Raw genomic sequence first — 24,950 nt, 5'->3', positions numbered from 1 at the left:
ATTGAATTTACAACAAAATTACTGATCCACAGAAGCCAGCGATTCCCCATCTGTCATCTTCACAGACAGTGCCTTTGAAGTGAGGTATCTTCTGTTGGGACCTGAACCTTTGATAATCAAAAGGTGCGTACCCTCCAGGAGTGTAGTGGGTGTCAGCCTGAGCAAATAAGTATCTGCCTGGTCAGTCGCCGAGACACTTGCATGCAAGCCTTCCATTTCCTGAACCACCGGTGTTTCAAATTTTGTTTTTCTGTCTGCTTTGGAACGTACAATAGTAAGTGTGGTTTCAAAGGTCTCACCTGCCACTAGCTGCACCTTATCAGCATCCACTCTGATCACAGCACCGATCTTTGGCAGGTCCTGAGCATCCGAAAAAGTGAAAGCGAATACCGCAATAAGGGCTAGTAAAATGCGTGAATAGTTTTTCATAACGTTGTTGGGATTTGGTTATGATTAAAAACACGCACTTGACCAATCAGTGTTGGTTGTTGACCGGTGAACTGTCGATATTCTTAGGTGAGTCGTCCGATTATCTCTCTCAACTTACCATTACAAAGGAGGGCCCATCAATTCACCGCCGGAATGATGAAGTTTTTCATCATATCATCCGACTGGGTGACATACAAAGGCCACTTCAGGTACAGCCCCTGAGTGATCACAAGGACCATATCGAGGCTTGGAAATACATTGATGTAATTGCCCCCATCGCCATCTGCCGAGAGGTACTCGGTGTCTGCCAGATTTCTGACCCAGAAGTGGTAGCTATAATCTCCGGATGTGGTTTGCTCTTTCACCTGAAAGCATTCGCTTACCCAACTGGCCGGGATCACTTGTTCGTCGTTCCACCGGCCATTGTTGAGATAGGTAATCCCGATCTTTAGCATGTCCCGGGGACGAATGAACATACGAGCGGATCCTTCCGGATACCCATCCGGCTGCGACTGCCACTTATAATCTCGAATGCCTAGTTTTTGATAAAAGTTGGCGTCTGCCCACTCCCGTACACCACCATCCACCATTTCATCCACGGCTTTCAGCATCAGATTGGGCAGGGCGCTGTTGTACCTCCACTCCGAGCCCGCACCAGCATTTGAGCGGCTCAGCACAAAATCACCAAAATCATCAGACTTCCACAGCCTGGCCAGGTCAGTATCTCCCCATTCATCCCATTGAAAACCTGCAGTCATCGTGAGGCAGTCTTCGAAATTTAAAGCCGCTTTATTAGGGTCTTCAAAATACGCTGCATACTGGGGTAGAAAATCTGAAATCTTATCCTCTACGGAATGTCCATATTGATTCAGTGCCATGCCCACTAGAGTGGAGGTAAATGTTTTATTGACAGAAGCCACGTAATGTTTGTCTTTTCTTGACCATTGGATGGGTGCCGGACTGCGATCAACAGCTATGTCGTTTTCAAACTGAATGGTGTCATTATTTCCAAAAAGATACTCCTCCAGCACCAGCATGTCCTTGTGGTAAACCAGGACACTATGAATCTCTTTGTAACCATCGCCCTGCACCTTCTCCATAAGGTTCTGAACCAGCTGCCGATCCATATTAGCATCCTTCAGGGTACCAGTGGCAATGCCATCATTCAACTGTACAGGTGGGTAATAGAAGTAGGTAGGAATAGCGAGGGGAGCCATCTCCACCTGGGTCTTTTTTCCACGGCGCACATTCAGTTCCCTCGGTCTGTAATCAGAATGACTCACTGCAATGGCATAGTCGCCTGAGCCGTCACTCACATCTTCCAGTAGCTTCACTTCATCATTGGAAAATTGAAAAGATCCATTTGCTCCCGTGGTGGTCTCAGGGCCATTTTCGAGTACAAATACTCTGGCATTGGCTATCGGCTCATTTGTATAAGCGTCAATCAACTGACCAGAAAGAAGCGTGTCATTGTCGTTTTGATGACAGCTGACCACTACAATGAGGGTCAAAACGATCAGTAAGGGTGATTTCATCAGGTTGGATTTAAGGTTTCGTCAGTACAAACCCATTTGTGAAAAAATTAAAACACAACAGGCCTAAGCAATGATGAAAAAATATTCGCTGAAGTCGTCCATTCGGTACCTCAACATTAATACATCACACCAACCCTCGCACTACATCATTGATTCATCATAGCGTCCAAAAAACATTCTCAAATTCCTTAAAAGCACTTTTCTGTTTTTCTTTCAATTAGCAACCAATCCTGCACTGGAGGAGCTGATCAGCTTGATTTCCACCCTGCGATTCAGCAGACTCTCTCCTTCTGTATCCTCCAGAGGGTTCTCTTCACCCAGGGCATTGACCTTCAACTGATCCGAGGACACACCCTCCGCAACGAGAAAATCCATCACAGCACTGGCACGTTTGAGGGCCAGCAATTTATTATAATCGTTCGCTCCTACTTTATCTGTGTAGCCTTCCAGTGCAAGCTTCAGACCCGGGCGATCCTTTATTTCATTCGCAAACAGTCGCAAAGTGCTTTTGTACTGTTCTGTAACCACTGACCGGTCAAATTCAAAATGAACGATCGGAATGGGAATTTCAGCGATGGGTTCTTCCTGATTCTCAGGCTTATGTACCCTCATGGTGGCCAGCAAGGGCTTAGCCATATCCCCCGGCACCAGACGTTCAGGATCAACATTGAAATCATTGAGCATTTCTATCGCTATTTGTTGCTCCTGCACCTCATCTCCATTCACTCCCTCTTTATTCACCCGCAGCTGTACCACATTATCGTTATGATCCTGCAGCAACACTTTTATGACCTGCTGCTGCGCGTACACCAGCTGGCTTTGGTAAGTGACACTTAGCTTGAAAACAGTCTCAATAGGAACCAACATAGCATACCTTCCCATCTCATCGGTAGTGGCGGTGTAGGTACTGTCCGGCCCTTCCACCATCACCTCTGCTCCGGGTAGGGCTTCGTCAGACTCATCATCCACTACCTGTCCAGTAATTCTTACTTTATTAAAAAGGAATACCCGGTAGATGTCCATATTGCCATAGCCTCCGGTACGACCAGATGACAGATAGGCTATTTTACCGAATACATTGAAATAGGTATCATCTGAAGGTGAATTGATGGGGTGCCCAAGATTTTCGGGTTTGCTCCATTTTCCAGTCACTCGATCATACCTGCTCCTGAAAATATCATAACCTCCGGTAGAATTATGCCCTCTGGAACTGAAATAGAGTTCTCCATTAGCAGCCATGTACGGAGAGTCATCATTGTAAATTGTATTAAGCTCCTTTAGCGGGGTGGGTTCGTTCCATGAGCCATCTGCACCTTTGGTTAGTTGATACAGGTCCAGATTTCCGTTTGCCGAGTAGAAGTTGGTAGCATAGTAAATGGTATCAAAAGTTTCGTTAATGGAGCAATGAGTCTCAGCACTACCCAGCCGATTCAACATATTGAGTGACTTGGGCATAGACCACTGACCGTCCCGAAGCTCAGACAACAGGAGGTCTTCATCATGGTAGGTCACCAATTTGGTATCGTGATCAAAAAGCTGCACAGTGGCATCATGATGTTTCTTCGAAGACTGTCTGTCAAATTGTTGAGGGTTTTCCCACAAGCCCCTTTCATCCAGGGTAGCCTTCAGGATTTGCTCATAGGCCAGCCCATCGGTAGCCATATCGTCCATTTCAGCTCTCCTTACGGTATAGACTACCGATTTCTGATCTTTGGTGATCACAGCATTGTATTCATGACCTTCTGAGTTGATCGTTGGGCCCAGATTTTGAACCACCACATCTTTTCTATTCAGATAGATGGATTCATAAGCGTTCATATGGATAGTGAGTAGCTCCAGCTCTTCCTGAGATAATAGAGTAGTATCCACTTGTCCCCAGGCACTTTGAGCGGCTTTCAAAGAGTCATTCTGCAAATAAGCCAGGGTGAGATAGTAAGGATACTTTTCATCCACTGATGGAGAAGATTTCTTGAGGGCTGCCAGGGCCTCCTCCTGACGATAGCTCTGAAGCAAGCTAACGCCTCTGTAATACTGAAGTGCTTCCTGCTCTTCTTCTTTAGGCTGATCTATGGTGTCAATCATGCGCAGCGCCTTAGCATATAAGCCCGCATTTATGGTCTTTTTGATTCGTTTCAGCTTTTGGGCTCCGGCATCCTGTATAACAAGAGTAAGGACGAAAGCAAGAAGTAGGGCGTATCGGCTTTTCATAGGACCTGATTTTTTTTGAAATCAAATATTCCCTCATTAACTCACTAATAGCGTGAATTTTAGGTGAATGAACCTAAAAACCAGTTGGATAGACCGGGAAATTCCTTCGAGCTCCAAAAAAGCCCTTTTGCTCTACTGCTGGTGCCCTTTCTATTTAGGATCTGCCTCTACAAAAAATCCAAGAAGGTAATCTGTTAATCCTGAACCACTACCAGCTCTGGGCTGCCCTCTCCCAAAAGAGTTTGCAATCTAAAAAGCATTCTATCCAGAGTATGCTGGCATTGAGGACCGTTCAGAATGAGTGTTTTGGGGATAGGCTGGCCCGCTCTTTTCATTTTGCGAATTAGCTGGAGTCCCTGAATAGGGTGATCACACTGTATTAGGGCATTTCGGGTATTCTTACTGTTTGTTCTCATGACTGAAGATTTTTATTTTACTACTCAAACGGGGTGAGTACCAATAACCCTACCAAATGCATCAATCTTATCCGAAAATCTAAATCCAACTAAGAAATGCTCTATTATTGGCTCTATGAAAAGAATCATTATCACTGGGGCCACGGGTATGATCGGGGGGATCGTACTGAGAGAATGCCTCAACTCTAATGAGGTGAAATCCGTCACTTCCCTGGTCAGAAAGTCCTCCGGCTTCAGTCATCCGAAGCTTACGGAAATTGTCCATCAGGATTTTATGGATCTTTCTTCAATATCCCAATATTTTCGAAATCAGGATGTGGCCTACTACTGTCTGGGCGTATATACCGGTCAGGTGCCCGATGATGAGTTCAAAAAAATCACCGTGGACTATACCAGGATTTTTGCGGACCTTGTCTACCAGAACAACCCAAAAATAACATTTTGCTTCCTCAGTGGAGCCGGTGCAGATCCCAAAGAAGAAAGCAAAATGTCTTTCGCAAGGTATAAGGGCATGGCCGAAAACTACCTGATCAGTAAAGCCTCCGGGCCATTGTATCTATTGAGACCCGCCTACATCTATCCTGTGGAGCCACGCGATGAACCTAACTTTAGTTATCGACTGATGCGCAAGCTTTACCCACTGCTCAAGCTGGTATACCCAAGCGGAGCCATCACTTCTGAAGAGCTTGCTGGGGCTATTTTTAATCTTGGATTTTCCGAAAATGGAAGTGGGGTAACCATATTGGAAAACAAGGAGATCAAACAGCTGACTTAGTTCGAGTAGAGCCTGTCTACCTTCGTCCAACTCCCGCCATTGGCACATTCAATCCCTGCGGATTTTAATATCCCTTTGGCCTGACCACTGCGCATGCCTGAAGCACAGCAGAGAATCACCGGCTTGTTCAGTCTTTTGATTTCCTGGGTTTTGGATCCTATATTTTGTAGCGGATAGTTTTTTGCACCTTTTACATGTCCGTTTTTGAACTCTCCGGGTGTACGTACATCGATCACCACTGCGCCATTATCTTTTAAAGCCTGAAGTTCTTTTGACCCTCCGCCAAACAAGCTGCTTAGTATTCCCATTGTTGTATTGTATTTTGAATGAGCAACAAAAGTATAGAGATATAGCCTGGCCAAAAGTGACTTTTGTTACACAGGCTGAGCATCTAATACCCCGGAATATTTAACCCCAAAATGATATCCCTCTGCGCGAGGAGCATTCCGTTTTCCCTTTTCAGTGCTACGATCCCCGATCCGGCCCTTCTCTTATCCTGTGCCCTGAGTGTGGGTGTCAGATTGGGATCATCATCAAAATAGAAATCATCAATAAAATAATCAGTATAGCCTGGTGGCTTCACCGTGGCATGTATATGCTGTGGAATAGTGGTATTGGGATAGGAAGCTGGTCTAAAGGTATAAAAGGTATACTTTCCGTCACTTCCAGTCTTGATCCAACCCCTGTGCTGGCCGTGTCTTCTCTCCCAACCTTGGGCATCCGTACTAGCCCGATAGATCCCGCGCTCATCTGTCTGATAGATGTAAAGGATCACGTCTTTGGCTGGTGTCACCCCATCATTGAGATAAATAACCCCTGTGACTTTCATCTTTGCCGCTGACTGTTCAAACCCGGGTATGGTGTCTACACTATTGAGTGATCGACTACCATATTCATAAAGGGCTTCACAGCCCTCACACCTACCGCCCACCTGCTTGTCTTGTGCTGATGTGCAGGAGATTTGAAATAGGACGATCAATAAAATGATGATATTTTTCACATAATATTTATTTGATCCTACTCAATGAACGAAGTTTCCCTCGGTTGGGGTCATTTCATTTGATCGACCATCCTGAATCGTAGGTGAATGGTAAGAAACCCTCGCTGATGGTGCTAGCTGTAAAAAGGAGCTTTGACTGTCACCTCCACACCGCTATTTTCCGAAGAGCTAAAATTGATCTCCCCCTGAATGCCGGCGGTGCGCTCCCGCATATTTCTCATCCCCTGACCATCCTTCAAGAGTTGCTCCGAGTTCATCCCCACCCCATCATCTTTAAAGTACATCGTTAGGAGATTGGAAGAGAAAATGAGCTTCACATGCAAATGAGCCGCCTGCGAATGCTTGATCACATTATTGATCACCTCCTGGGCAATCCGGTATAACACAAATTCTGTTTTGGAATTGAGTTTCTGTACTTCGCCCTGTACCTCCAACTTGGTTTTAAGGGCACCTATCCCTGAGATGGTTTCCATGTCTACTTTCAGAGAGTTGAGGAGTGAGAAGTTGGTGATATTTTCCTCATTCAAGGTGCTGGAGATATCTCGGAGTTTGTCAATGGCCTGACTGAGAAGTTCCATAGAGTTTTTCACCCGCTCTCGCTCATCATCAGGCACCAGATCAAAAGTGGAAAGATTCAACTTAGCCAGAAAAAGCGTCTGCCCCACATTATCGTGGATCTCCTGAGAGAGCGCATAGAGGGCGGTTTTCTTTTTCTCCTCTGCCAACAGGATGTTCTTTTGAGCCAGTTTCCGGAGTGCCGTATTTTTCCCGTTTTCAAACACCAGAGCCACCACGAAAATGATAATCACCAGGCCGAAAAATGTATTGGCTATGAAGAAATTTGACCACTCGGCAGCATAGTCCACGGGAAATTCATATCCATTTTTGGCCATCAGGGCAAAAACCACCACCATAGCAGCATTAATAAACATCCAGACAAATCCAGATCGCTTACCAGCCATCAACAACGCTACAATAGGCGAAGATGCCAGCCAGACAATGACCGGTGAATAAAAACCACCCGAGTAGTAGGTACACCCCACTACGCCAAACACGCCAAACAGTACATACAGATTGGATACCAGCCACAAAGGCCAATCCAGCCGGATGGCAAATGCCTGTAACAGATGGGCCCCGGCTGTAATCGCCATGATGCGCATCCCCATCTCAAAACCTATGGTAGATGATAGACTGATGTAATTCAGGTCGAACAGAAAGGTGACTATCACAAAATAGGTCACCAGTTTATATTGTCGGTGTTCCTCTGCATTCTCCTGTCGCTGGCGGGGAATGAAAAAATTGATGAATTTTGAAATCATGGGTTATAGGTATTTGTGTTTTCCGAGCAATCGCAGCAACCAACTGGCGGGAAGGGCATACCATTTTATCCGGGGTTTCCCCCATTTCAAACCTTGTTTGTATCGTTTTTCATCCAGCCACTTATAATACAGTAGCCAGGTGGGTTCTTTGAATTCCCAAAGTGAGCAAAGGGGCACCCGCTCACCGGACTGTGCAATGATCCCATTGACTGCACGGCGGGCAGTCTCGTTAGCGGCCTCCATGGTGGCCAGATTGGTAACACTCCGCACATAGTCAGAGGCTAAAAAAAGATTGGGAATGGCCGTATAAGATTCGGGCCGGAGTGACCAGGAGCCCACTTCATTCACCAAGAGTGGTTCGTCATTTTCTGTCACCAAACTGGAGCCATATTTAGCCGGCTTGTTCAATTTTGGATTACTGGAGGGGCCCTCCTTAAAAAAGCTTTTATCAAAAATGATGGCCTCATCTATGTACACATAGGCCACATTATCATCCTGCAGCAGTTCCTCCTCCACATTGAAGTTTTGTTTCATTTGAGTCCACACCTCCAGAATCACTTCTTTCACCGTGCAGTCCTTTGCCGGTTTTCCAAAAACAACTCCCGGGGCATCCCAGTCGGACACATCGATAGACAGCACTCCGTTCACCTCAGAGTCTCCATACTCCTCCCAGCGATAATCGGCCCAAAATTGAGCTTGTGAAATCACCGTGAGGGCCCAGGGTGAATCTGCGAGAATAATGTGTCCCGCATTGATTTTGACATCCTCCTTCAGAAAATACTGTATCCCATTCATCCAGGCCACCTGACTACTCAGTTTTTTGAGGTTGGCAAGTCTGCCATCCAGGTGGATCAGTTCAGGAGTGGCCAGTACCTTGGCGGCACGCTCCACTGGCAGGGCACAGAGGTAATAATCAGCAGTTTTGGTCTGCAATTCACCATTTTCAAGGATTTCCACACCAGCGATTTCTTTCCCTTGGGTTTTGACTGAGACCACTGTTGTTTTAAAATGATAGTTAACACCCTGCTTTTTGAGGTAATCCAACCATGGGTAGAGCCACTTCTCATTAGTAGGGCCATCCAGTATTCTGTCGCTGATTTCATGCGGTTTTCCAAACCCAAAAATCATTTGCATCAGAATATTTCCATTGGTGAAAGTATTGGCCTTTTTGGCCTTGGCGGCCACAAGCGTTCTGGTAAGTCCGTCTACAAACAACTCACGATATGCGGGGCTATACTTATCCGCTTCGCAATAGTCCCACCAGCCGATCTGCTCATACTCCTCAGACCGCCTCCGTTTGGAGCTGGTCATCAGCTGCCATATTTTACCCAGAATAACCTTGCTTTCGCCTTCTTCCAGACCGGTATCGGCATGCAGTGCCTCCACGATGAGCCGGAGATCTGCCAGTGAATTGGGGAAACCGCTGGGCATCTGAATGGGCTTTTTGCCAGCGCGCGCCAGCATCATGATGGGGGCCTCTATGAGGTTGTCGGCGGTGCTTTTTTGAGTGCCATCACCCGAGGGGGTGCGCTTCATGGTATCAATAAGGTGCCTATAAAATCCGGGAAAGAATCGAAAGCCATGCTCTCCCGAGAGGTCTTTATTGTTTCCCTGTGTGAACTCAGGAAGAGGGATGGATCGAGCCTTCCCCCCTGGCAGGTGATCTTGTCTTTCGTAGACAGTAACTTCAAAACCTTTTTCTATGAGCTCATGTGCGGCACTCATTCCGGCCACACCGCCGCCCAAAATAATTACACTTTTCTTCATCGCTGGTTTGATCAGACAGTGCCTCAGGGGCACTATCTATTCATCCAGTCAATTTAAATAAAATTAGCGGGTCAATTTTATTTCCCTACAGCGGCTTCATCTAAAAACCATACAAGACTGCCCTGTTCAGGGCTAATATGGGCTGCTGGATAGGATTCCCATTCACCTGTTTTATTGAAGATTTCGGATACTTTCTCTTTCTTTCCTGCTCCTGTTACCAGAAAGACTACCTCATGCGCCGTGTTGATCACTGGCCCGGTGAGGGTCACTCTCTTCTGACCAGAATCAGGATGAACCGCCACCCGACACACTTCCTCAGAGCTCAAAAGCTCCATCTGATGTGGGAATATGGAAGCCGTGTGACCATCCTCTCCCATACCCAAAATGATGAGATCAAAAACGGGAAGTCCTTTATGTGTAGGCAGATACTCCAGTAGCTCCTGACCATAGCGTTCAGCTTCTCTCTCCGGATCGTTTTCACCCAACACCCGGTGGACATTTTCCTGCGGGATGGGGATGTAATCGAGCAGGCGCTCTTTGGTCATTTTGAAGTTACTTTCTGCATCTTCAGGCGACACACAGCGCTCATCACCCCAGTAGAAATGAATTCCGTTCCACAACGGTGAGTTCCGGTACTTCACCGCCAGGTAATCAAACAGCATTTTTGGGGTGGAGCCACCCGAAAGTGCACAATGAAATACTGACTTCTCACCAGCCTCTTTCATCAAATAATCACCAAACGCCTCTGCTGTTTCTTTAGCCGTGGCAAAAATTTCCTTACGTTCTTTCATCATAGCTCACAAAATATTCCATCATCGGCCAGGTTTTTACAAGGGTATCTCCAGGCCATATTTTTCCCTTCTATCAGGTCATCTACATTCTCAGGCCCCCAGGTACCTGCCGGATATCCGTAAATAGGTATGGTAGGATCCTCTTTCCATGCTTTCAGTATAGGGTCAATAAACTCCCATGCAGCTTCGACACTGTCGCCTCTTGCGTACAGTGTGGCATCTCCCTGCATACAGTCCAGCAGCAGACGTTCGTAGGCATCCGGCACATAGGCATCCGTCAGCTCAGAGTATTGAAAGTCCATATTGACGTTTTTCACCTTAAAACCGGCCCCAGGGACCTTCATCCCAAATTTGATCAGAATTCCCTCGTCCGGCTGTATCCTGATCACCAGCATGTTTTGGGCATTCACCTCGGTCTGGTTCATGAAAAGGTGATGATGGTTGGGTTTGAAGTGGATCACCACTTCGGAAACCCGGGTGGGCAATTTTTTACCCGAACGAATGTAAAAAGGTACACCAGCCCAACGCCAGTTGTCAATAAAAAACTTGAGCGCGACGAAGGTCTCAGTTCTCGATTCCGGGTTCACTCCCTCCTCTTCCCTGTAGCCTTTCACGCTTTCACCCTTGATGGTACTGGCCAGGTACTGGCCACGCACCACGTCGTTGCGAATATCGTCTTTGGTCATTGGGCGCAATGACTGAAAGACCTTGAGTTTCTCGTTTCGGATATTATGTGCATCGGATTTTACTGGTGGCTCCATGGCTACCAGACCAATAAGCTGGAGAAGGTGATTCTGCACCATGTCCCGCATAGCCCCGGATCCATCATAATAGCCACCCCGCTTCTCCACTCCTACAGACTCGGCTGAGGTGATTTCCACCCGGTGGATGTAGTTTCTGTTCCACAGAGGTTCAAAAATACTGTTCGAAAAACGCGTGACCAGCAGGTTTTGTACCGTTTCCTTCCCCAGGTAATGGTCAATTCTGTAGATCTGGTTTTCATGATAGTCCTCCAGCAAACTTTTGTTCAAGGCCCTGGCAGACTCCAGATCATAACCAAATGGCTTCTCGATGATCACACGCGTCCACCCATTGGTTTCTTTGTTGAGACCTACGCTGGCTAAGTGTTTTGGGATGACGGAATACAGGCTCGGTGGCACCGAAAGATAAAAAATGGCATTGCAATTGGTCCCATGATATCCATCGATAGAATAGAGGCGCTCGGCCAGTTTTTTATAATCCTCAGCGTCAGAAGTATCCATGGAGTGATAGTGTACCAACTGAGCAAACTCATCCAGGGAGTCATCTCCGTTCTTCTTCAGATGTTCGTTTTCGAAAACCGCCTTTTTTCGAAAAGTATCATTGTCATAAGCCGAGCGGCCTACCCCCACAATAGCATACTTTTCCGGTAAATATTTCTTCTTATAGAGGTTATAAATTGCCGGGATCAACTTTCTGGCAGTGAGGTCGCCGGATGCGCCGAAAATTACCAGAATCTGATTATCATTATTTACCATTTCTTTCGAATATCTATAGGGAAGTATTTAATTTCAAGTGGTCAAATGACAAGCTCATCAGACGCACCTTCAACACAAACTTCTATCATTTTTGACATGAAAAATTAAAAATGATCAAAGTTTTTACGTTTTTGACCCAAAAAATTTAAAAACACCACCAAATCAATCGTATTTTCGCATGCAGATAGGTTTGATTTTGAAATTTTACGAAAATAAAAAATAATAACACAATGGCAGATCAATATGACTTTGGGCTAGTAGGTTTAGGCGTAATGGGGAGAAATTTTATTCTGAATGTGGCGGATCATGGATTTTCTTCCATGGGTCTGGACACAGATGATGAAAAAGTGAATGCGCTAAAGGCAGAAGGAGCTCACGTGAATGTCAATGGTTCTACTGATTCTGTTACGTTTTTGGGTGCACTCAAGACTCCAAGGAAAATCATGCTCCTGGTACCTGCCGGAAAGCCAGTAGATTCTGTCATCGAAACGTTGCTCCCCAATCTTGAAAAAGGAGACATCATTATCGACGGGGGAAACTCATACTTTGAAGACACAGAACGAAGGATTACCTATCTGGAAGAGAAAGGCATCCATTTTTTTGGCGCCGGAGTATCCGGTGGAGCCAAAGGAGCCCGCCGCGGCCCTAGTATCATGCCAGGTGGCAATAAAGAAGCCTACGAGCATGTACGCACCATTTTTGAAGCGGCATCTGCCAAGGTAAACGACGAACCTTGTGTAGAGTATATGGGCCGTGGATCAGCGGGCAACTATGTGAAAATGGTTCACAATGGCATAGAATACGGCCTGATGCAGCTGATCTCGGAAATATACGATGTGGCCAAAAAAGGAATTGGTTACTCTAATGAAAAGCTTGCTCATCTTTTTGATGAATGGAATCGTGGGGAGCTGCAGTCATTTCTGGTGGAGATCACCGCTGAAATTTTCAAAAAGAAAGATGACCTTACCGGCAAAGACCTGGTGGACATGATCCTGGACAAAGCCAAACAGAAAGGCACTGGCAAATGGACCTCTCAAAATGCCATGGACCTGGGGATTCCTATCCCCACGGTGGATGCAGCTGTAACCATGCGAGCCATCTCAGCCCTGAAAGATCAGCGCGTGGATGCGGATGCGGTATATCATACCCCCTCGCTTGGCAATGACAAACCAGATGCTCAAACGCTGGAGCATGCGCTGCAATTTGCTTACATCGTGACCTATGCTCAGGGGATGTCTCAGCTGGCCGCGGCCTCTAAAGAGTACAACTACGGACTCAATCTGGAGACCATCGCCAAGATATGGAGAGGTGGCTGTATCATTAGAGCTACCCTGCTGGAGGATATCAGAAAGGCATTTGATAAAAACCCTAACCTGGCAAATCTGATGCTGGACGACAATTTTGTGAAAACCCTCAAAACGATTGAAGGTGATGCCAGAATCGTGGTGCAATTTGCAGTGGGCAGTGGCATACCGGTGGCCGGGCTGGCATCCGCAGTGAGTTATTTTGATGCTTTCCGCTCAGGAAATCTGCCATTAAACCTCATTCAGGCACAGCGAGACCATTTTGGTTCGCATACCTATGAACGCACAGACCGTGAAGGAATTTTCCATACTGAATGGTAATGTAATCCTTGCGCGACCGGGTACCGGTCGCGCAAGGATTTTCAGACTTCTATAGTTTTATCATAGGCCTATCTGATTCTCCTCATAGGAAATCAGTTCTGCCTTTCGGATCTTATACCCACCAAACACCCTAGGTATGAGCCCTGAAAAAACCACCCCAGCATATCCTTACGAAGCTACAGATCGCTTCGACCATTCAAGGTACAGGCTCTCCCAGGCCACCTACTATCAGATCATGGATCTTATCAAATTTTATCATGAGAGCATGTACCTACTCCCCGACGATGAAGTAGTCATTGTAGAGCGATTGAATGATCAGAATCATACCGAGTACTGCAAGGTCAGTGTTAATCACCTGGTACTCGAGTAACCCACTCCATTATAGGTAAATCACCTAAACCACATTCCTGCGTTTTATACCGTAATATTCAATCTATCCTTTAGCTAGCTTTGAGGTCTCAATCATTAGATCATCTGCTCAAGAAAGGTCATCAGAAAAATGGCTTTGAAGTTTTTTATTTTTATATTAGTTAACGCTATTATAATAACTAACTGCTAAAATCATGAACGTACAACTTGTGCAGTGATCCTCTCTATTCTGGTCAACATATAGAGTCGTCATGCCTAAACTCCACCTTGAGGCATTTGAAACCTGCCTCATTGGGGATAAAAAGAAGCTAAACAGACTCTATTATGAGATTCTCATTTCATTACCCGGTTCAATATTTCACTCTGGTGACCCTGTGCCTAATCCCATTTTTGGGGCTTAGTCAGTCAACTTCCTGGACGGGACTCACAGATACCAAGTGGAGGACATCAACCAATTGGACAAATGGTGTGCCTGACGAAACCACCGACGTTATCATCGGAGACGCGAACTTCATTGGGCTCAATCAGCCAACCGTGGCCAAGGGTAAAGGTACAGGAGCTTGTAAGTCCCTCACTGTTGGAAATGGGATGAAGACCTGCACACTGACCATTAAAGACGGTTTTGATATTAGTGGGAATCTGATCATCGGTGCCAATGGCACCATCGAAGACGATGGAGGCCGATTAAGTATTGTTGGCGATTGGACCAACTCCGGGAGCTACACCGCCACCGGATCCAACAGAAGAATCTATTTTGCCGGCACCACACAGACCATCGGTGGTACTACAGTAACCAATTTTGAAAAACTGTACATCAACGCCGGCAGTTCGGTCACACTGGCTCAAAACATGATCAATTCCTCATTCATTGACTTGAGTGGAACCTTTAATCCAACCGAAAACTATACAGTAAGTGGCACCGGGTCGATTAACATAAGAGCAGGTGGTACTCTAAAAGTAATGGCCAGTACATTTGGAACCAACTATACCCACAGCGGAGGTACTGACCCCTCCAAAAGCACATCATTGATTGATTATGCTTCTTCATCAGTCAATCAGACCATCGACAACAGCATCAGCTACCGGATTTTGCAGATTAGCGGGGGCATGACCAAAACACTTTCCGGAAATACCACTATTCAGAACGATCTCCTTATCAACGGAGGTACATTGGATGTTTCCACATTCAGTGCTGACAGAAACTCCGCAGGGGGTAGTCTGGTCATCGCCGGGGGTGCCTCCCTGAAAATAGGTGGTACTAATACTTTTCCTGCAAATTATGGCTCACATACGCTGGCAACCACCAGCACCGTAGAATACTATGGAGCCAATCAGACTGTCACAAGCGAAGCCTACGGAAACCTGACCTTAAGTAGTTCTAGTGGCTCAGTAGTCAAAACTCTTCCGGGCACTACCCTTAACATAGCCGGAAACTTCACCGCTTCTGCATCAGCAGGCACTTTGGGTTTCACGGCATTAAACACTATGACCATAGCGGGGAATGTAAGCCTGAGTGCCTCCAGCACCTTTGAAGGCTCTACATTTACTCATAGCCTCAGCGGCAACTGGACCAATAATGGCACCTTTAATGGATGTGGCGGGACATTAAATTTCAATGGAGCATCGGCAACAATGAGCGGCAGTGGTACCAATAATTTTGGCAACCTGGTCATTAATGGTAGTGGAACAGTCCTTCATCAAAACTCCTCTTTATCCCTTTGCGGTAATTTTTCAACTGTCAATGGAGGGAGCTTTGTACATACTGCTGGTGGCACAGGCAATATCACCACCACCGGCACTTCCAAAACCATATCCGGATCCAATATCACCCTCAACAACCTCATCATTAGCACCGGTAGCATATCTACCACGAGTACTCTTACTCTGGCCGGAGACCTCACCGTCAATGGTCCTCTTTCCGCATCTGCTGGGAATATTACATTTTCCGGCACAGGAAAAACCATTTCAGGTAGTTCTACTATTCAGCTTGCCGGAGTAGAAGTAACAGGCTCTCTATCCACCGCAAGAGATCTGCTCATTTCATCTAATTTGACTGTTCCTGGTTCATTTACAGCCACAGCTGGCCAGGTCACCTTCAATGGCACATCCACCTTCTCAGGTACTGCCAATATTTATGACCTGCTCATCACCACTACCGGGAGTCTGGAGATGGGAAGTAACTCCGTCCTGGGGATTGCAGGTACCACCACTCTGGATGCTGGCGGCACCTTTGACGCTGCCACCAACGTACCCAACACCATCGAGTATAATGGTTCTATAGCCCAATCCACTGTTTTCCCCACCTTTCACAACCTGATCCTTTCAGGTGGAAACACTAAAACCCCTTCAAGCGCTCTTACTATTAATGGTGATTTTACACTTGGTGGCAGTACCACATTTGAAGCTGGGGCATTTACACATTCCATAGGTGGAAACTGGACCAACAACGGTACTTTTACGGCGAACACCTCCACCATTACGCTCAATGGAAGCAATGACTCACAGCTTACCGGAGCAACCACCTTTAACGATCTCACTGTCAACAAAACGAACAACAGCGTAATTACTTTAAATAATAGTATCAACGCCGTGAACCTTACCATGACCTCTGGTGATATCCTCACAGGAGCCAATTCGGTCACCCTGACTGGCAACCGTACAGGAGCTGGCCTGGTCACCGGAACAATCACGCGTAACCTTACCTATGCCACGTCCACTGATTATGCGTTTGAAGGGCCTCATAGTTTTATCAACTTCAGCTCCATCACGGGTTCTATCACCTCCATCACCATGACCTCCACCATTGGCCCCAACAGCACCTTTGCTTCAGCAGCCAGCATCAATAGAACCTATGATATCAGCGTAACCGGCAGTACCACATACAACGCTACTTTGAGCCTGCACTATGAACAGGCCGAGCTGAACGGCAATGTGGAAGGAGCGATGACTTTTTGGAATGATGGAGGTACAGCCACTTGGGTGGATGCTACCAATCTGAATACCACTTTTGACAATACCGACAACTGGGTAGCCAAGTCGGGGCTCACAGACCTGCTCAACAAATGGACTATTTCTGAGGGATTGGTCATTTACAGCTGGGATGGATCAGTAGACACCTCTTGGTCTACCGCAGACAACTGGACACCATCAGGCATCCCAGGCATTCAGGATGTCGTTCATATTGGAGACCTGATATTTACCAACCAACCCACCATCAGCACGTCAGAAAACATCAAAAAAATTTACTTCAATTCTACCACTCCTGGTACGCTCACCATGGCCGCTGGAGGTACACTCATTGTGCAGGGGAATATAGACGGCATCTGGAGCATAGATGCCAATCACACCATCAATGTAGGTGCGCAAACACTCACCACGCTGAGTGATATCGTCCTCAGCAATGGGATCGCCAATAGAGAAATAGATCTGAACATCAGCACCGGAACAGTTAACATTAGCGGTTCCCTCACTCAATCTGAGGCCAATATCACCTTCACGGATGCAGGGAACATCAACATAGACGGAGATTTCAATTACGTAAGTGGCACATTCACCCCAGGCACTTCTACAGTCACTTTCAGTGGATCAGGCTTTCAGGAAATGGGTGGAGTGACCTACAATGACCTTGTCATTGATAAACCGTCCGGAACTGCCACCATAAGTACGGCTGTAACTGTCAACAATAACCTCACACTAACGGACGCAAGCCATTTAGACCTGGAAGGCACTCTAAGTGTTTTAGGGAATATTGATATCGGGGTAGGCACCATCCTCAACGTGCCGGCATCCAGTACCATCAACCTGGGCGGAAACTGGGTGCTTTCCGGCTCTTTTGTGCCTGGATCCGGCACGGTAAATTTCAATGGCTCCGGAGCTCAGTCTGTGGTCGCCACTACTTTCAATGACTTGAGTGTAAATAAAGCGAGTGGAACACTCACCTTGCTTGACGACCTCATCATCAATGGAGACGTAAGCATTCAAAATGGTACGGTGGAGGTATCTACCTACGATGTAAGCCGAAGCACAGAAGGCGGCACCGTATCTCTGGGAGCTGGAGCATCAGCCAGATTTGGAGGAACCAGCCTCCAGATCAATAATTTTTCCAATCTGATCACGGACCCCACGAGCACTATAGAGTTTTATACAACTTCCAGTCGCATTATTCCACCAGTATCCTACGGTAACCTCACCATCACCGGCGGAGGCAGCAACGCCAAAATAATGGTAGGCCCCACGAGTGTGTCAGGCACTCTGACTGTGAGCAGTGGAAGTACGCTAACCGCCCCCTCAACTACCCTCACGCTGGGTGGCGATTTTGTAATGGATGGAACCTTCAATGCTTCCGGAGGCACCTTGATTCTCAATGGAACCGGGAATACCATTGATGGGGACATTACCTATGATGACATAGTGGTAAACGGCAGCTATGATCTGGCAAGTGGCAGCGCCACTATTAATGGTAACCTGGAGGTTTCCTCCACCGGAGATTTTGACGCTGGGGTTATTCCAATTGTTTCGTATGGTGATTTTACCAATTCGGGTATTGTGATATCTGACGGAACTGTCACTTTTGCGGGTACACAAACACAAACCCTTCGCTTATTAAGTGCTATAACCTCTTCATCTACAGGGATTATCAATTTTAATGGTTCATTCCCTCAGGTTTTTAATTCTACCTCCTCTCCGCAATTTGCTACAGTCAATATTAATAATACCGCTCCAATTGTGGCCTCACAACCCTGGACTGTTGTGGTGGAGATGAACGTGGCAGCAGCAGCTAGCTGGGATGGGGGGCCATTAGACCATACTTTTTATGGAAATTTCACTAACAATGGTACCGTGTCAAGCGATGGAAAACTCACCTTTAACCCGTCCAGCCCGGTGAACATAAACCTTGGGACAAATTTCACTACCACCAAGGAGGTGGAGTTTGGTGGTACAGGTCTCATCACCCTTACAGACAGTAATCCGATGTTTGAGTCGGTAACGGTCTCCAATAGTCATGCAGCGGGCCTTTCTCCACTAACCAACTGGACCATCGCCCAGGATTTGCTCATTAAGTCGGGTGCGCAACTCAATGGTGGAACACTCAGCCATGCAGTATCCGGCTCATGGACAAATAATGGTACTTTCAATGGAGAAACCTCTACAGTCACATTTGATAGCTCTGGCGGCACGGATGCCATCAATGGATCAGGGGCCAATAACTTCAACAACCTAATCTTCGCCACGGGAACCACCATGGATGTGCTAGCTGATGTTAACATTACAGCCGATTTTACCAACAACGGCACTTTAGTAAGCCTTATTGACCAGCTTGTGAAATTTGAAGGCTCGGGAGCATCCATACTAGGAGGTACAGCCACTACCATTTTTGATGGGTTGGAAATAGACAAATCAGCAAATGATGTACAAATGACGGTGGATGCAGAAATAGCAGGAGACCTCATTCTGACCAATGGCCCATTGAACCTTAACGGAAATACACTATCTGTCTCCAATACACTATCCACCGCAGTATCTCGCACCAATGGCTATGTTCTGAGCGAAAACACTTCATTCAGCAGTGTAATGGCCTGGACAATCAGCAACAACGTGGCAACGTACAATTTTCCTTTCGGAAATGCATCTGGTGATTACATTCCATTTGTCTTTGACCTTAATAGTGGAGATGCCGGAGTAGTTTCGCTGGCCACCTATCCCACCAGCAGCGGCAACCTGCCCCTGCCTCCAGGAGTAGATCATGTGAATACCGACGGAGGTACTGACAACAGCGAAAACACAGTAGATCGCTTCTACCTGATCAATCTAACAGGAGCAACCAGCCCAAACGCAGACATCACCTTCAATGCCTCAGCTGCGGAAGTGGGAACCATCTCTGACCTGTTGGCCCAGCGATGGAATGGCGACTGGGAAGCTCCAAAAGCTGGTCAAACCTCAGGTGCCACTTCCGTGACCGTGCCTGGTGTGACAGAATTTTCTCCGTGGGCTATCTCGGGCAATAGTGTCCCCCTACCCGTTGAACTCATCAGTTTTAAAGGACAACAACAAGGATCAAATGCCATTTTGGAATGGGCAACAGCCACTGAGCGGGATAACGACTATTTCGAAGTACTTAAATCCAGTGATGGTCAAAGCTTTACACCTATTGCAAAAGTACAGGGCACAGGAAATTCATCCACCCTTCAGGAATATTCCCTTGTGGATCAGTCACCCACTCCCGGGGTGAGCTACTACCAGCTGCGGCAGGTGGACTATGATGGAGCTTTTGCGCTGAGTCCGATCATTTCGGTGCGTATAACCAACGACCAATGGGATTTCAATATCTTCCCAAACCCGGCAACAGATTTCATTCATTTGGTTTCCAATACCAGTTATGCTCATGACATCATGCTGGTGATCTACAATCAGCAGGGACAAGTAATGATGGAGAAAGTGGTCTCAGAAGTAAGTGCAAATCACATTTTAAAACTAGACATTCAGGGCTTTCCTTCCGGACTTTACATCATGAAAATGCTATCCCCGGACTTTGATAAAACCCTGAAAGTATATATTCGGTAGGCACTTATGGCTCACGTGATCCGTTCGTAAATTTTGAAATAACCTCAGCGGAAAGGCGCAACCAATTTATGGCTGACTGCTTTGTGAGCTGCTTTCAATAAAGGAATTGTATAACACTCAGATGTAATTCTATAAATCCCTTTTGGCCTAATTCCGTATATTTGAAGTGTTGAAAAAGCTTATTTCCATATCACTTACCCTTATTTTGCTCCTGAGCAATGTAGGATTCACTTACGGCACCCACTTCTGTATGGGTATGGCTGTGAAAAGTGAAGTGATGCTAGGCCACGAGCATCTGGACTGTGGTATGGGCATGATGGACATGGATACCCACTCCGAGGGCATGCATTTTTCAGAATCAGAATGCTGTGACAATCAGTACGTGACCGCAGAAACAGACAATCAATTCAAACCTGACGTATCTGTGACTGCAGGTGATCTGATGACGACAGCTGCTTTTGCCTTCATCTTGTATCACGTGGTTGTCGTACCTGCAGCTGGACAAACCTTCATTTTAGATACTTCTCCCTCATTACCAGATCAGGAAATCTTCCTCCTGAATCAGGTATTTCGCATTTGATTTTTTTGATTCTGAACTGGCCTGAAATCTCTTAGGCTTTGAATTTTCTATGGGATAGGGTCTAACTCCTGTTAAGACTCCCTGCCCACATTATTCATCAAAAAATCATCGACGTGCTTAGTAAAATTATCAAATACTTTCTGGAGAACCGTTTGGTCACCGTTCTCATTTTAATCACACTGGTGGCATGGGGCATCGTGACTTCCCCCTTTAGCTGGGACTCCGGCATACTGCCAAAGGATCCGGTGCCTGTGGATGCCATACCTGATATTGGGGAAAATCAGCAGATCGTCTTTTCCCAATGGCCAGGACGTTCCCCTCAGGACATTGAAGATCAGATTTCGTACCCGCTCACCACCTATTTACTAGGTATTCCTGGGGTGAAATCCATTCGTAGTTCCTCCATTTTCGGTTTTTCCATGATCAACATCATCTTTGATGAAGAAATAGAGTTCTATTGGTCCCGGTCCCGGATTCTTGAAAAACTCAGCTCACTACCATCAGGACTTCTTCCAGATCAGGTGCAGCCTACCCTGGGCCCAGATGCTACAGCCCTTGGTCAGGTCTATTGGTATACCCTGGAAGGTAGGGATAAGGACGGAAACCCTACAGGTGGATGGGATCTACATGAAATCCGTACCGCTCAGGACTTTTATGTTAAATATGGGCTGAACGCTGTATCCGGTGTCTCGGAGGTGGCCTCCATCGGAGGGTTTGTGCAAGAATATCAAATAGATGTGAACCCTGATGCTCTCAAAGCTTATAACATCCCATTGCACATGGTCATGCAGGCCGTGCAAAAATCCAATCGGGATGTGGGTGCCAAAACCATAGAAATCAACCAGGCTGAATACCTGGTGCGTGGACTTGGGTACATCAAAAGCGTATCTGATATAGAAAAGGCAGTGGTCTCTGTTCAGGATAATGTACCCATACAAATCAAGGACATAGCTGTAGTCTCACTGGGGCCTGCTGCACGCAGAGGACTTTTGGACAAAGGTGGAGCTGAAGTGGTGGGTGGAGTAGTAGTGGCCAGATATGGCTCCAACCCCCTGGAGGTGATCAATAAGGTCAAAGAAAAAATCAAGGAGATAGCTCCCGGGCTGCCTCAAAAAACACTGGCTGATGGCACAGAAAGTCAACTCACCATCGTCCCTTTTTATGACCGCACCCAATTGATTCATGAAACCATCGGCACACTGGAAACAGCACTTTCGCATGAGGTATTGATCAGCATCATTGTAGTGTTGATTCTTTTACTGAATCTGCGAGCGTCTATTATTATCTCCAGTTTGCTTCCAGTCGGAGTATTGATGACTTTCATACTCATGCGCTATACCGGAGTGGACGCCAATGTGGTAGCCCTCTCTGGCATTGCCATTGCCATAGGCGTAATGGTGGACGTAGGGATAGTTTTCGTAGAAAACATCATCCGCCATCTGGAACTACCTGAAAATCATGGTGCCACTGGGAAGAAATTGCTCAAGGTTATCTATGATGCCACTGTGGAAGTTGCCTCGGCCATTACCACGGCTTTGGCCACCACCATTGTGAGTTTTGTGCCGGTATTTGCCATGGAATCAGCCGAAGGCAAGCTTTTCAAGCCACTGGCCTTCACCAAAACATATGCCCTCATGGGCTCCTTTGCTCTGGGGTTGGTGGTACTGCCTACATTGGCCTATTTCATCTTTGGCATCCGGTATGACCAAAAGAAGGTACGCAATATCTGGAACTACTCATTCATAGCCGCCGGAATGATTTTGGCCGCCTATTTTCAGCTGTGGCTACCACTCGTGCTATGTCTCGTCGGTATCAATAACATTTTGGAACCGAAATGGTCAGAAACTTACAAGAAGTTCCCGGACTACATCAACCTCGCATTGGCTCTGTTTATTGCCAGTTTTTTCCTGGCAGAAGAATGGATGCCCCTGGGAGTCAGCACTTCTATAATTATCAATTACATCTTTGTGGTCGCACTGATAGGGGTGATTATCTCTGCCCTTATGGGTGTGGTATATTTCTATGAGCCCATCCTGCAATGGTGTCTGGTCAACAAGGGAAAATTTTTGCTGCTTCCCGTTTTCACCATCCTCCTGGGAGTAGTCATCTGGCTCGGGTTTGATCGTGTTTTCGGTTTTGTGGGAGATTCTGTCAGAAACTCAAAACCCTATCAATCGGTAGCACATACTTTCCCTGGAATCGGGTCTGAATTTATGCCTGCTCTGAATGAAGGAAGCTATCTGCTCATGCCCACCTCCATGCCGCACGCCGGTCTGGAGCAAAACCGTCGGGTAGTGGGTCAACTGGATATGCTGGTAAGCCAAATACCAGAAGTGGATATGGTTGTGGGTAAACTCGGCCGGGCAGAATCAGCACTTGACCCTGCCCCGGTGTCTATGTATGAAAACATCATCAACTACAAACCCGAATATCTGGTAGACGAAAATGGACGCAGGATGAGGTTTAAAGTAGACTCTAAAGGAAATTTTATCCTAAACAATGACCAGACAAAACCCGATCAACCTTCAGCATGGAGACTTGATAAAAACAAAGCCTGGATATTTGATGGGCAAGACACCATTCAACTGACGGCAAACTTGCCATCGGGCAGACATGGTCTGACGAACATTCAAGATCGACTGATACCAGACTCCAATGGTCAGTTTTATAGAAACTGGAGAACACACATCAAATCTCCTGACGACATCTGGGATGAAATCGTAAGTGTTACCAAAATCCCTGGGGTGACATCTGCGCCCAAGCTGCAGCCAATAGAGACTCGATTAATCATGCTGCAGACAGGAATGCGAGCACCTATGGGCATCAAGGTATATGGACCCGATCTATCCACCATACAAGATTTTGGCTTTCAACTGGAGACCATCCTCAAAGAAGTGCCATCGGTAAAAGCTGAAGCTGTATTTGCGGATCGGATAGTAGGGAAACCATATCTCCATCTCAATATCAACCGAGATCAAATCGCACGGCATGGATTGAGTATAGAAGACGTGCAGCAAACGATAGAAACGGCCATTGGAGGCATGAAAATCACTTCCACGGTGGAGGGCCGCGAGCGCTTTCCGGTGCGGGTCAGGTATCCCAGAGAACTCCGGGACGATCCCGAATCTCTGGGGCGAATTCTCCTCCCCACCTCTGCGGGAACACAGATTCCGCTTAGTCAAGTCGTAGACTTTGAATATGTCCGTGGGCCGCAGATGATCAAAAGCGAAGACACCTTTTTGGTAGGTTATGTATTATTTGACAAAAGAAATGACTTTGCAGAACTGGAGGTGGTGAATCAGGCTCAGGCGGCCATTCAGGAAAAAATAGATACGGGAGAGTTGAAAGTACCGGCAGGCATCAGTTACAAATTCTCCGGTAGTTATGAAAACCAGGTGCGGGCGATCAAAAGGCTTTCCATTGTGATCCCCATCAGTCTTCTGGTTATTTTTCTGTTGCTCTACTTTCAATTCAAAACCGTCATTGCCTCCTCCATCCACTTCTCTGGAGTATTTGTGGCCTTTGCGGGTGGCTTTATCATGCTCTGGCTATATGGACAAGGTTGGTTCCTCAACTTTTCCATTGCGGACACCAATCTGCGTGACCTCTTCCAGATGCATACCATCAATCTGAGTGTAGCCGTTTGGGTGGGCTTTATCGCGCTGTTTGGGATTGCCACAGACGATGGGGTGATCATGGGCACGTACATCCATCAGGTTTTTGAAGAACGCAAGCCCAAAACAATAAATGAAGTCAGAGAAGCGGTATTGATCGCCGGAAAAAAGCGAGTTCGGCCAGCGATGATGACGGCCGCTGTTGCCATTATCGCGTTGCTCCCGGTGCTTTCCTCTACAGGAAAGGGCTCAGATATTATGGTGCCTATGGCCATCCCCACCTTCGGAGGGATGACCATCCAGATCATGACCATGTTTGTGGTACCAGTGCTGCAGGCTTTTTGGAGAGAATCTGTTATCAAACGAGGCTCAAAATAGAGATCATTTAGAAACTAAAGAAATGTCACAGTTACATAAATATTCAACAATTCCTTACCAATCGGG

Annotated in this window: 16 protein-coding genes; 6 read left to right on the top strand and 10 right to left on the bottom strand. The window is 46.6% G+C overall.

The genetic code is table 11. The features are described 5' to 3' along the window. Window positions 1–18 precede the first annotated feature (18 nt). From ACHKAR_RS13550 to ACHKAR_RS13535, 4 genes are all read right to left on the bottom strand, one after another. Entirely contained in the window at window positions 19–429 is a 411-nt protein-coding gene (locus ACHKAR_RS13550; protein WP_395417820.1) for a hypothetical protein, read from the bottom strand. A 137-nt stretch (window positions 430–566) separates the two neighbouring features. Further along, window positions 567–1,964 carry a serine hydrolase gene (locus ACHKAR_RS13545; protein ID WP_395417818.1) on the bottom strand — a complete coding sequence of 466 codons (1,398 nt, stop codon included), beginning with the start codon at window positions 1,962–1,964 and terminating at the stop codon, window positions 567–569. Between the two features lie 213 nt (window positions 1,965–2,177). Then, window positions 2,178–4,172 (bottom strand): OmpA family protein, encoded by a 1,995-nt coding sequence (locus ACHKAR_RS13540; RefSeq protein ID WP_395417817.1) that lies wholly within the window; start codon window positions 4,170–4,172, stop codon window positions 2,178–2,180. Window positions 4,173–4,366: 194 nt separating this feature from the next. After that, a complete protein-coding gene (locus tag ACHKAR_RS13535) occupies window positions 4,367–4,588 on the bottom strand; it encodes a hypothetical protein (protein ID WP_395417816.1) in 222 nt (73 codons plus the stop codon). A gap of 115 nt (window positions 4,589–4,703) precedes the next feature. On the opposite strand from ACHKAR_RS13535, the gene ACHKAR_RS13530 reads away from it, so the two are divergent. Continuing rightward, on the top strand, window positions 4,704–5,363 hold the full coding sequence (locus ACHKAR_RS13530) for an NAD-dependent epimerase/dehydratase family protein (RefSeq protein ID WP_395417814.1): 660 nt from the start codon (window positions 4,704–4,706) through the stop codon (window positions 5,361–5,363). On the opposite strand, the gene ACHKAR_RS13525 is transcribed toward ACHKAR_RS13530, so the two are convergent. From ACHKAR_RS13525 to zwf, 6 genes are all read right to left on the bottom strand, one after another. Continuing rightward, the gene (locus ACHKAR_RS13525) at window positions 5,360–5,671 is read right to left on the bottom strand and encodes a rhodanese-like domain-containing protein (RefSeq protein ID WP_159584780.1); all 312 of its coding nucleotides are present in this window, start codon (window positions 5,669–5,671) and stop codon (window positions 5,360–5,362) included. The two genes, ACHKAR_RS13530 and ACHKAR_RS13525, sit on opposite strands and share 4 nt — an antisense overlap. Before the next feature lie 83 nt (window positions 5,672–5,754). Further along, a complete protein-coding gene (locus ACHKAR_RS13520) occupies window positions 5,755–6,363 on the bottom strand; it encodes an intradiol ring-cleavage dioxygenase (RefSeq protein WP_395417812.1) in 609 nt (202 codons plus the stop codon). 113 nt (window positions 6,364–6,476) lie between these two features. After that, window positions 6,477–7,682: a sensor histidine kinase gene (locus ACHKAR_RS13515; RefSeq protein WP_395417810.1), complete on the bottom strand. Its 1,206-nt coding sequence runs from the start codon at window positions 7,680–7,682 to the stop codon at window positions 6,477–6,479. A 3-nt stretch (window positions 7,683–7,685) separates the two neighbouring features. Further along, entirely contained in the window at window positions 7,686–9,449 is a 1,764-nt protein-coding gene (locus ACHKAR_RS13510) for a hydroxysqualene dehydroxylase (protein ID WP_395417808.1), read from the bottom strand. A 77-nt stretch (window positions 9,450–9,526) separates the two neighbouring features. Next, window positions 9,527–10,243 carry a 6-phosphogluconolactonase gene (pgl, locus tag ACHKAR_RS13505; RefSeq protein ID WP_395417806.1) on the bottom strand — a complete coding sequence of 239 codons (717 nt, stop codon included), beginning with the start codon at window positions 10,241–10,243 and terminating at the stop codon, window positions 9,527–9,529. After that, on the bottom strand, window positions 10,240–11,757 hold the full coding sequence (zwf, locus tag ACHKAR_RS13500; RefSeq protein ID WP_159584784.1) for a glucose-6-phosphate dehydrogenase: 1,518 nt from the start codon (window positions 11,755–11,757) through the stop codon (window positions 10,240–10,242). Before zwf ends, pgl begins: the two co-directional genes overlap by 4 nt. A 230-nt stretch (window positions 11,758–11,987) precedes the next feature. Between zwf and gndA the strand changes: the two genes are divergently transcribed. From gndA to ACHKAR_RS13475, 5 genes are all read left to right on the top strand, one after another. Beyond that, complete coding sequence (gene gndA / locus ACHKAR_RS13495) at window positions 11,988–13,382, top strand: NADP-dependent phosphogluconate dehydrogenase (RefSeq protein WP_395417803.1); 1,395 nt, start codon at window positions 11,988–11,990, stop codon at window positions 13,380–13,382. Window positions 13,383–13,518: 136 nt separating this feature from the next. Beyond that, complete coding sequence (locus tag ACHKAR_RS13490) at window positions 13,519–13,752, top strand: hypothetical protein (RefSeq protein WP_395417802.1); 234 nt, start codon at window positions 13,519–13,521, stop codon at window positions 13,750–13,752. A 323-nt stretch (window positions 13,753–14,075) separates the two neighbouring features. Continuing rightward, entirely contained in the window at window positions 14,076–20,312 is a 6,237-nt protein-coding gene (locus ACHKAR_RS13485; protein ID WP_395417801.1) for a T9SS type A sorting domain-containing protein, read from the top strand. A gap of 169 nt (window positions 20,313–20,481) precedes the next feature. Continuing rightward, window positions 20,482–20,892, top strand: a complete 411-nt coding sequence (locus ACHKAR_RS13480; RefSeq protein ID WP_395417800.1) for an HYC_CC_PP family protein — start codon at window positions 20,482–20,484, stop codon at window positions 20,890–20,892. A 113-nt stretch (window positions 20,893–21,005) separates the two neighbouring features. Continuing rightward, complete coding sequence (locus ACHKAR_RS13475; protein WP_395417799.1) at window positions 21,006–24,884, top strand: efflux RND transporter permease subunit; 3,879 nt, start codon at window positions 21,006–21,008, stop codon at window positions 24,882–24,884. Window positions 24,885–24,950: the final 66 nt, after the last annotated feature.

This window comes from Marinoscillum luteum, from assembly GCF_044005705.1.
GTDB lineage: Bacteria > Bacteroidota > Bacteroidia > Cytophagales > Cyclobacteriaceae > Marinoscillum > Marinoscillum luteum.
Note: the sequence above shows the minus strand (reverse complement) of the source record. Positions and strands in the feature narration are given on the sequence as shown.